Annotated in this window: 7 protein-coding genes; 3 read left to right on the top strand and 4 right to left on the bottom strand. The window is 67.8% G+C overall.

Annotated features, from left to right (window positions below; all coding sequences use genetic code 11):
* Positions 1–29 precede the first annotated feature (29 nt).
* Positions 30–1208, bottom strand: a complete 1179-nt coding sequence (locus tag WAL33_RS18785) for an NAD(P)/FAD-dependent oxidoreductase (RefSeq protein ID WP_422183198.1) — start codon at positions 1206–1208, stop codon at positions 30–32.
* Between the two features lie 149 nt (positions 1209–1357).
* Here WAL33_RS18785 and WAL33_RS18780 point away from each other — a divergent pair, with 149 nt between their 5' ends.
* Positions 1358–2677 (top strand): Hsp70 family protein, encoded by a 1320-nt coding sequence (locus WAL33_RS18780; protein ID WP_422183196.1) that lies wholly within the window; start codon positions 1358–1360, stop codon positions 2675–2677.
* Between the two features lie 9 nt (positions 2678–2686).
* Here WAL33_RS18780 and WAL33_RS18775 read toward each other — a convergent pair whose 3' ends face one another.
* The 3 genes from WAL33_RS18775 to WAL33_RS18765 all read right to left on the bottom strand — a co-directional run bounded on the left by WAL33_RS18775 (position 2687) and on the right by WAL33_RS18765 (position 7647).
* Complete coding sequence (locus WAL33_RS18775; protein ID WP_422183194.1) at positions 2687–3346, bottom strand: SAM-dependent methyltransferase; 660 nt, start codon at positions 3344–3346, stop codon at positions 2687–2689.
* A 111-nt stretch (positions 3347–3457) separates the two neighbouring features.
* Entirely contained in the window at positions 3458–6145 is a 2688-nt protein-coding gene (gene ppdK, locus WAL33_RS18770; RefSeq protein WP_422183192.1) for a pyruvate, phosphate dikinase, read from the bottom strand.
* A gap of 314 nt (positions 6146–6459) precedes the next feature.
* Positions 6460–7647 carry a carbohydrate porin gene (locus WAL33_RS18765; protein ID WP_422183190.1) on the bottom strand — a complete coding sequence of 396 codons (1188 nt, stop codon included), beginning with the start codon at positions 7645–7647 and terminating at the stop codon, positions 6460–6462.
* Positions 7648–7826: 179 nt separating this feature from the next.
* On the opposite strand from WAL33_RS18765, the gene WAL33_RS18760 reads away from it, so the two are divergent.
* Positions 7827–9638 carry a methyl-accepting chemotaxis protein gene (locus tag WAL33_RS18760; RefSeq protein ID WP_422183188.1) on the top strand — a complete coding sequence of 604 codons (1812 nt, stop codon included), beginning with the start codon at positions 7827–7829 and terminating at the stop codon, positions 9636–9638.
* An 88-nt stretch (positions 9639–9726) separates the two neighbouring features.
* On the top strand, positions 9727–10137 hold a 411-nt coding region (locus WAL33_RS18755), incomplete at its 3' end, for a CHASE4 domain-containing protein (RefSeq protein WP_422183186.1).

The raw sequence follows: 10137 nt of genomic DNA, 5'->3' as shown, positions 1-10137 counted from the left end.
GGCCCGGAGGGCCGGAGGGGGACCGCGGCCTAAACCGCCTGCCCCGCGCACCAGCCCGACGCCCAGGCCCACTGGAAGTTATACCCGCCCAGCCAGCCGGTGACGTCCACCACCTCGCCGATGAAATACAGGCCCGGCGCGGCCTTGGCCTCCATGCTGCGCGAGTCCAGGCCGTCGGTGTCGACCCCGCCCAGCGTGACTTCGGCCGTTCGATAACCTTCCGACCCCACAGGTTTGAACGTCCAGGCGTTGACCGTCGCGGCCACGCCGCGCAGCAGCACGTCCGAGCAGTCGGCCATGTTGCCGTAGGCCCCCGCGTCCTCTGCGATCAGTTGGGCCAGGCGCTTGGGCAGCATCTCGGCCAGCACGGTCGCCAGCGCCCGCTTGGGGGTGGCGGTCCGCGCGGCGCGCAGCACCTGGAAGACATCCACGCCCGGCGCCATGTTCACGCTGATCTCGCCGCCCTCGCGCCAATAGGACGAGATCTGCAGGATCGACGGGCCCGACAGGCCGCGATGGGTGAACAGCATGGCCTCGGCGAACTTGGTCTTGCCGCTGGAGACCACCGTGTCCAAGGCCACGCCCGATAGCGGCGCCAGGCGCTCCAGGGTCTTGACCTCGAAGGTCAGCGGCACCAGGGCCGGGCGGGTCTCGACGATGTCGAGGCCGAACTGCTGGGCGATCTCGTAGCCCAGGCCCGTGGCGCCCATCTTGGGGATCGACTTGCCGCCGGTGGCGACCACGACCGAACGACAACGGACCGGACCATGGGCGAAGTCGACGCGCCAACCCTCCCCGTCCCTGGCCACGCCCTTGACCTCGGTCTCCAGGCGCAGCGTCACGCCGGCCTTGTCCATCTCGGTCAGCAGCATCTCGATGATCTGCTTGGCCGAGCCGTCGCAGAACAGCTGGCCCAGTGCCTTCTCGTGGAAGGCGATGCCGTAGCGCTGGACCAGGGCGATGAAGTCGCTGGGCCGGTAGCGGCGCAGGGCCGAGACGCAGAACTTCGGATTGGCCGACAGGAAGTTGGCCGGCGCGGTGTTGACGTTGGTGAAGTTGCAGCGCCCGCCGCCGCTGATGCGGATCTTCTCGCCCGGGGCCTTGGCATGGTCGATGATCAGCACCGAACGGCCGCGCTTGCCCGCCTCGATGGCGCACATCATGCCGGCCGCGCCGGCGCCCAGCACCACGACGTCGAAATCTTCCAAGGCCAGGGCCCTCTCTATTGAGGGGCGTATCGACAGGAGGCCGGTCGGGAAGTCAATGCGGCGGCGAAATGGCCTTTCGCTCCCCCAGCCCTTGACGTCAGCGCCCGGGGGGTTAGGAACCCTGCCCTCCCCCCCGTCCAGGCGCTTCCATGACGTCCGTTCCCCAAGCGACGATCGGCATCGATTTCGGCACGACCAACACCGTGGTCTCGATGACCCATGGCGACGGTCCCGCCACGCTTGTGCACTTCCCGACGGCCGACGGCGACATCTTCGCCTTTCGCTCGGCCCTGAGCTTCCACGCCGTCATGGGGACGGGCGGCCGTGCCAACGCCTTGGTGACCGAGGCCGGTCCTTGGGCCATCGAAGCCTATGTCGAGGATCCGCTGGAGACCCGGTTCATCCAGTCGTTCAAGACCTTCGCCGCCAGCGCCGCCTTCGCCGAGACCAAGATCTTCAACAAGCGCTATCTGTTCGAGGATCTGCTGGCGGACTTCCTGCTGAAGCTGAAGAGCCACGGCGGCGCGGCCATGGAGACCCTGCCCGCGCGCGTGATCGTCGGCCGTCCGGTGACCTTCGCCGGCGGCAATCCGGACGAGGCCCTGGCCCTGTCTCGCTACGAGGCGGGTTTCAAACGCCTGGGATTCACCGACATCCGCTACGCCTACGAGCCGGTCGGGGCGGCCTTCTTCTTCGCCCGGCAGCTGAAGCAGGACGCCACCGTTCTGGTCGCCGACTTCGGCGGCGGCACCAGCGACTTCTCGATCGTGCGGTTCGAACGTGAGAACGACAAGCTGCGGTCCACCGCCCTGGCCCGCTCGGGCGTCGGCGTGGCCGGCGACGCCTTCGACTACCGGATCATCGACCAGCTGGTCTCGCCCGAGCTGGGCAAGGGCAGCCTGTACCGCGCCTTCGACAACCGCCTGCCAATCCCGCAGCGCTACTACACCGCCTTCGCCCGCTGGGACCAGCTGGCCCTGCTGCGGGCCTCCAAGGACATGCGCGACATCCGGGGGCTGCAGCGCACGGCGATGGAGCCTGAGAAGATCGCCCGGCTAGTCGAGGTGCTGGACGACAATCACGGCTACGCCCTCTACCGCGCGGTCTCGGCGCTGAAGGAGGCGCTGTCGAGCCAGGACGAGGCGACGTTCCGGTTCGAGGCCGGTTCGGTGCTGATCGAGAAGATCGTCCGGCGCACCGACTTCGAGGGTTGGATCGCCCCGGAGCTGAAGGCCATCGAGACCGCCGTCGACCAGGCGCTTGAGCGCTCGGGCCTGGGGCCTGACGGTGTCGACCGTGTGTTCCTGACCGGCGGCAGCTCGTTCGTGCCGGCCGTGCGCGACATCTTCCTGCGGCGTTTCGGGGCGGCCAAGATCGAGAGCGGCGGCGAATTTGAATCCATCGCCTCGGGCCTGGCCCTGATCGGCCGCGAAGACGATCTGGATCTCTGGAGCGAGCGCGCCCGCTAGCCCCGACGCCTACTTCGCCGGGCGGACCACCGCCACCAACCAGCCGCCGCCCCAGGGCGTGTTGATCGTCGCCTCGTCCAGCACCGGTCCCAAGCGTTTGAGCCGATGCCACAGCCGCAGAGGCTTGAGCGCCAGCCACATCGTCAGACCCATCCCGCCGTCCGGTTTCAGGTTGGGCGTGTAGTGGGCGATCAGGTCCTCGACCTCGCCCAGATGCTCGATGCACTCGGAAAACACGACGACGTCGAAGGTCTCGTCGGTGCGGAACGTGCGACCGTCGCCGAGCAAAAGATCCACCTGCCCCGCCGCGCGTTCGGCCGACAGGCGCTGGAGCCCCAGCTCGACGGCCGGCGCCGAGAAATCGACGCCGACATAGCGGGCGGGCGCGTGAGCCCGCAGCGCCTCGAACAGCACGCCCTCCCCGGCCCCGATCTCCAGCACCCGAGGGCGGGGCCAGCGGTCTGCGATCATGGCCGCCAACAGGCGATGATGGTGACGCTGATCCGAGCGGGCCAGGCGGTCATAGACGCCCTCGCGATATTCGCGGTCCCACTTCTCGACGGGAGCCGCCACGATCGACTCGTGGCGCTTGCGCATGAACAGCTCGCCGATCCAGGGACGGTCGAGCGAGACCAGTTCGACAAATCGCCGCCAGCGCAGATAGGCCATGCCGTCCCCCGGATATACTGGGTCCCCGGATAGGCGCCCTGCTCCCGTGTGTCCAGCGTCTCGCGGCGGTCATCGCCGGACGGACAAGGTCCGCCCGGCGATAAGAGCGCTTCAGCCCTTGTTGGCCAGCGCGGCCTGGGCCGCCGCCAGGCGGGCGATCGGCACGCGGTAGGGCGAGCAGGACACGTAGTCCAGGCCCACGCTCTCGCAGAAGCTGATCGAGGCGGGGTCGCCGCCGTGCTCGCCGCAGATGCCCAGCTTGACGTCCGGACGCGCCGCGCGGCCGCGCTCGGCGGCGATGCGGATCAGGTCGCCAACGCCCTCCTGGTCGAGGCTGACGAAGGGGTCCTTGTCGAAGATGCCCTTGTCGATATAGGCGCCCAAGAACTTGCCGGCGTCGTCACGGCTGATGCCGAACGTCGTCTGGGTCAGGTCGTTGGTGCCGAAGCTGAAGAACTCGGCGTTCGCCGCCAGATCACCGGCCCGCAAGGCGGCGCGCGGCAGTTCGATCATGGTGCCGACCGTGTATTGAAGATCCACGCCCTGCTCTTCCAGCACCGCCTTGGCGGTGCGGTCGGTCAGGTCGCGCAGGTACTTCATCTCCTCGCCCTTGGCGACCAGCGGGTGCATGATCTCGGGGATCGGCGCGGCCTTGCCGGACTTGGCGATGTCGCAGGCGGCCTCGATGATCGCCCGGACCTGCATCTCGTAGATCTCGGGATACGACACGCCCAGGCGGCAGCCGCGGTGGCCGAGCATGGGGTTGGTCTCGTGCAGTTCCTTGGCCCGCTGCATCAGCTTCTGGGCGTTCAAGCCGGTGGCCTTGGCCACGGCCACGACGTCTTCTTCCGTATGCGGCAGGAATTCGTGCAGCGGCGGGTCGAGCAGACGGATGGTGACCGGCAGGCCTTCCATGATCGTGAACAGCTCGACGAAATCGGCCTTCTGGAAGGGCGCGATCTTGGCCAGGGCCGCGCGGCGGCCGGCTTCGTCGTCGGCCAGGATCATCTCGCGCACGGCGGCGATCCGAGTGTCGTCGAAGAACATGTGCTCGGTGCGGCACAGGCCGATGCCTTCCGCGCCGAACTGGCGGGCGGTCTTGGCGTCCAGCGGGGTCTCGGCGTTGGCGCGAACCTTCATGCGGCGGGCCGCGTCGGCCCACTCCATCAGGGTGGCGAAGTCACCGGTCAGTTCCGGCTCGATCATCTTGGGCGAGCCGGCCAGGATTTCGCCGGTCGAGCCGTCGATGGTGATGGTCTCGCCCGCCTTGAACTCGCGGCCGCGCACCCGGAACAGACCTTCCTTAGGGAAGATCGACACGTCGCCGGCGCCGCTGACGCAGGCCCGGCCCATGCCGCGCGCCACCACGGCGGCGTGGCTGGTCATGCCGCCCCGGGCGGTGATGATGCCCCGCGCGGCGTGCATGCCGTGGATGTCCTCGGGGCTGGTTTCTTCGCGCACCAGGATCACGGCCTCGCCGGCGGCGGCGGCCTTTTCGGCGGCGTCGCTGTCGAAGACGATCTTGCCGGTGGCCGCGCCGGGCGAAGCCGGCAGGCCCTTGGCGATCAGTTCGCGATGGGCGGTCGGATCGATGGTCGGGTGCAGCAGTTGGTCCAGCGAGGCCGGTTCGACGCGGCCGATGGCTTCCTCGCGGCTGATCACGCCCTCGGCCGCCATGTCGACGGCGATCTTCAGGGCGGCCTTGGCCGTGCGCTTACCGCTGCGGGTCTGCAGCATGTAGAGCGTGCCCTGCTCGACCGTGAACTCGATGTCCTGCATGTCGCGGTAGTGACGTTCCAGCGTCTCGACGACCGTCTTGAATTGGCCGAACACCGTCGGCATCGCCTCTTCCATCGAGGGGGCGGTGTCGCCCATCTCCTCGCGAGCCGCCTTGGTCAGGGACTGCGGCGTGCGGATGCCGGCCACCACGTCCTCGCCCTGGGCGTTGATCAGGAACTCGCCGTACAGGCGGCTGTCGCCGTTCGACGGGTTGCGGGTGAAGGCCACGCCGGTCGCCGAGGTCTCGCCCATGTTGCCGAACACCATCGACTGGATGTTGACGGCGGTTCCCCAGGCCTCGGGGATGTCGTGCATGCGGCGATAGAACTTGGCCCGGTCGTTCATCCAGCTGGCGAACACCGCGCCGACCGCGCCCCACAGCTGCTCCTGGGCGTCCTGCGGGAAGGGCTTGCCCAGGGCCTCGCGCACGGCGGCCTTGTAGTCCTTGATCACCGCGGCCCAGTCGTCGGCCGTCAGGGCCGTGTCCACGGTGACGTCCAGGCGCTCCTTGTGGTCGTCGAGGATCTCCTCGAACATGTGGTGCTCCAGGTCGAGCACGACGTTCGAGTACATCTGGATGAAGCGGCGATAGCTGTCATAAGCGAAGCGGCGGTCGCCTGACAGCACGGCCAAGCCTTCGACGGTCTCGTCGCTGAGGCCCAGGTTCAGGACGGTGTCCATCATGCCCGGCATCGAGGCCCGGGCGCCCGAACGCACCGAGACCAGCAGCGGGTTGCCGACGTCGCCGAAGCGCTTGCCGGTCAGCTGCTCGATCGTCGCCAGGCCGGCCTTGACCTGTTCGGCCAGCTCGGCCGGATACTGCTTGCCGTTGGCGTAGTAGTGGACGCAGGCCTCGGTGGTCACCGTGAAACCCGGCGGCACCGGCAGGCCCAGGGACGACATCTCGGCCAGATTGGCGCCCTTGCCGCCCAGCAAGTTCTTCATCTTGGCGTCGCCATCGGCGCCGCCGCCCCCGAACGAATAGACCCACTGCGTCTTGGTCAGCGTATCAACCGGCATTTCTTTGTTCACCCTGCGATAGTGAAAAAGCCGGCGGTTCTCTGATGGAACCGTCCTGGCCTGGGACAATGAGCGTTAACGCCCGTCCCGCACTGCAATATCCGGGCGTTCAGTAGCACCTTGTCAAAGAAGCCGTCCACCGGCGGTTTGCGGTTCGCAGTCTAAAGCGAAATTTCGGCAAATTCTTCCAATGACAACGTTGTCCTGACCGAGATTTACGCGAATACCGATATGAACGAACATCGATCTGAGTCTTGCGATCCGTCGCGGGACGCTTCGCCTCGCCAGGCTGACGCCAGGTCGCCTGGCCCGCTCTAGAACAGACTGATGGTCAATCGCAGAGCCATCAAGACCACGGTCCGCGCATCCTGGTCGCCGCCGGCGCGGCGGATCACCTGCAGGTCGGGTTGCAAGGCCAGACGCGGCGCGAGCTTGTCCGAATAGGTGATCTCGACGCTCGATTCGGCGGCGGCCGGCGACAGGCCCGCATCGAAGGTGTTGGCGCGCTGCTTGGACGACAGCACGCCCTGCTCCACCCCGATCGAGAACGCGCTGTCGGGACGCGAGGCGAAGACCCGCTCGACCAGCACGCCGACCTGCCAGCCCGAACTGAAAGGCGTGGTGTCGCCGTCGGAGAAGCCAAGGCGGGCGAAACCGCTGACCGACCGGCCCGCCTCACCGCCGTCGATGAACGGATACTCAGCCAGGACATAGCCGCCCCGCGCCTTGCTCAGGGCCGGATCGCCGCTGGCGTCCAGGTCGCGCAGATCCGGCTGGCGTTCGGTGTAGACCCAGCCGCCCGCCGCCAGCCGCCAGCTGTCGCCGACTCCGGCCTCGGCGACGATCAGAGCGCCCTTGTCGAAGCTGGTCGAGGGCCCCTCCGGATCGCCCACCGTCCTGGCATGGGCGTTGAGGACCGCGGTTTGGGCGTAGGCGCCTCGCCCGCCCTCGATCCGGGCGCGAACCGCCAGGGCGGTGGACGGAAAGATCGACGGACCGTTGGGGCCGGTGGAGGCGAGTTCCGAGCCGATGCCGAACGGCGGCGCCAGCAGCAGGCCCGAAGCCTCGGTGGAATAGAACTCGCTGTTGAGGTCGTAGAGCCCGGCCAGCACCGAACCGCGGTCATCGGCGAAACGCGACTGGATCCACAACTCATAGAGTCGGGCCCGGGGGCGTCCGACCTCGATATTGTCGACGCCCTGAAGGGTGCCGGCCAGGTCGTTGGGCGCGCCGCCGCTGTTGTTGAGCAGGTAGCCGTGCACGGTCGCGCCGTGCCAGCCGACCAGCTTTTCCAGGTCGCCGTCGATGATCACGTCGAGGTTGTCCAGGGCTCTACCGGCGTGGGCGGCCCCGCCTCGCACCGTGCCCGCGACGTCGGCGGTATAGGTGACTTCGTGGGTCCAGGCGCCCTGCCCCGCCTCGGTTTGCGCCAGGGCGGTCGATGCGATCGCGGATGTAATTGCGAACACCGTGAACGAACAGATCGATCCGTCTAAAGTCATGACTGTTCCCTGTCAGGATGAATACAATTAACTCCCGGCCTTGAAGCAGCTGTTAAAGTTGTCGTGATGCGACATTTTGCCTCGCATCAGTCTTTTGTCGCCTCGGTCGCAAATCATGAAGGCGCCATTAACCCAACTATAGGAAGGGTTGGCAAGGCGCAGGGCGCGAGGGATTGGGAATGCTTCGGACGATCAATCATAAGGTGATGGCCGCCGGCGCCGCCGTAATGATGCTGTGCACCGCCAGCGCGGGCGCGGGCCTATGGGCCACCACGCGACTGGACACCGCCCTGAGCAGCGCCAGCGTCTCCTCCGCCGTACTGCGCAACCACATGCAAGCCGACATGATGCACGACGCCCTGCGCGCTGACGTCCTCTCGAGCCAGTTGGCCGGAGACGCCGCCTCGGGCATCGTCCTCGACGAGGTCCGCAAGGACCTTGCGGACCACGTCGCCAGCTTCCGGGAAGCAATCACCGCCAACGACGCCCTGGCCGAGGATCCCGCCAGCCGCACAGCCCTGGCCGAGGTCAAGGCGCCGCTTGACGTCTATATCAAATCGGCCAGCCAGATGGTCGACCTGGCCGCGACCGATCGCGCCCAGGCCGTCGCGGCCATGCCCGGCTTCTTGACGCAGTTCAGCAAGTTGGAAGGCGCGATGAGCGAGGCGTCCGGCAAGATTGAAGCCGCCTCGACGCTCGCCGCCGCCCGCGCCCAGAGCGTGGTCCTATTCTCCGAGATCCTGATGACGGTCGCGGTGCTGTCCGGCCTGGTTTTCGGCGCGGTCCTGATCGTGATTTCCCGCGCCGCCATCGTGCGGCCGGTGCTGAACCTGGCCGGCGACATGCGCCGCCTGGCGGCCGGCCAGAACGACATCACCGTCTCGGGCGCCGGCCGGGCTGACGAGATCGGCGAAATGGCCAAGAGCGTCGAGGTGTTCCGCCAGTCGGGGATCGAGCGCGCCAGGCTCGAGGCCGAGGCCGCCGGCTTCCAGCAGGAGCTGGATCGCAAGCTGCACGACATGGAAGCCGCCTTCGAGGTCGCCGGCCGCGAACAGAAGACTGTCGTCGACCTGATGGCCAAGGGCCTGTCCGGCCTGGCCGGCGGCGACCTGTCGACGCGGATCGCCGCCCAGGTGGCCACCGACTACGCCGCCCTGAAGAACGACTTCAACGCCGCCGCCGCCGGGCTGGAAGACGCCATCCGCACGATCTCCGGGGTCGCCTCGCAGATCGGCTCGGGCACCCACGAGATCGCCCAGGCCTCCAACGACCTGTCGCGCCGCACCGAGCAGCAGGCCGCCAGCCTGGAAGAGACCGCCGCGGCCCTGGACGAAATCGCCTCGACCGTTCGTCAGACCGCCGACGGCGCCACGCGGGCCACCACTGAGGTGGCCTCGGCCCGCTCGGACGCCGAACGCTCGGGCCAGGTGGTCAGCCAGGCCGTCACGGCCATGGGAGCCATCGAGGACTCCTCGCGCCAGATCACCCAGATCATCGGCGTGATCGACGAGATCGCCTTCCAGACCAACCTCTTGGCGCTGAACGCGGGCGTGGAGGCCGCGCGAGCCGGCGACGCGGGCCGCGGCTTCGCGGTCGTGGCGCAAGAGGTGCGGGCCCTGGCCCAGCGTTCGGCCGAGGCGGCCAAGCAGATCAAGACCCTGATCTCAACCTCGTCCCAGCAGGTCGACGCCGGCGTCAGCCTGGTCGGTCAGACCGGCGAGGCCCTGAACCGCATCGTCGAGCGCGTGGCCGTCATCGACGAGTTGGTCGGCCAGATTTCGTCGTCCAGTCAGGAACAGGCCTCCGGCCTGGCCGAGGTCAACACCGCCGTCAATCACATGGACCAGGTGGTTCAGCAGAACGCGGCCATGGTCGAACAGGCCACCGCCGCGACCCACTCCCTGCAGAGCGAGACGGCCCAGTTGGTCTCGCTGGTCGGTCGCTTCAAGGTCGGCGGCGAGGAGGCCCCGGCCCTGCGCCTAGCCGGCTAAACAGGTGTTGCGGCGAAGCGTCACGCCCACCCCCTCCACGGTCAAGAATAGGGTATGACGAGGCATGGCGTGGCTCAATCCCCCCTCCGTGACGCGCGGCCTTCGGTCCCTGCACTGGATCGTGGGCGCCAGCATCATCCTGGTGGTCGTATCGGTGTTCGGCAGCATCGCCCTGATGCTGTTCGCCGCCCGGTCGCTGGACCTTATCGAGGGGCAGGACGAGCACGAACTGGTCAAGCGGACGATCCAGCGCGACCTGGGCCGCATGACCCGTGAACTGACCTCGGCGACGGTGTGGGACGAGGCCGTCCAGGCCATGGGTCCGCCGATCGACATGCCTTGGGCCGATATCAATTTCGGCCAGTATTATCATGACTATTTCCAGCATGACCTGACCTTCATCGTCCGCGACGGCCAGGTGGTCTATGGGTCGCTGGCGGGCGCGCGCGTGTCGCCGGCCGCCCTGGGCGCGCTGCCGAACGACGCCGCGCCCGTGATC

The organism is Caulobacter sp. (genome assembly GCF_049283275.1).
GTDB lineage: Bacteria > Pseudomonadota > Alphaproteobacteria > Caulobacterales > Caulobacteraceae > Caulobacter.
Note: the sequence above shows the minus strand (reverse complement) of the source record. Positions and strands in the feature narration are given on the sequence as shown.

Coding starts and splice junctions, on each gene's coding strand:
- WAL33_RS18780 (WP_422183196.1), top strand. CDS start 1,358: ATGACGTCCGTTCCCCAAGCGACGATCGGCATCGATTTCGGCACGACC.
- WAL33_RS18775 (WP_422183194.1), bottom strand. CDS start 3,346: ATGGCCTATCTGCGCTGGCGGCGATTTGTCGAACTGGTCTCGCTCGAC.
- ppdK (WP_422183192.1), bottom strand. CDS start 6,145: ATGCCGGTTGATACGCTGACCAAGACGCAGTGGGTCTATTCGTTCGGG.
- WAL33_RS18765 (WP_422183190.1), bottom strand. CDS start 7,647: ATGACTTTAGACGGATCGATCTGTTCGTTCACGGTGTTCGCAATTACA.
- WAL33_RS18760 (WP_422183188.1), top strand. CDS start 7,827: ATGCTTCGGACGATCAATCATAAGGTGATGGCCGCCGGCGCCGCCGTA.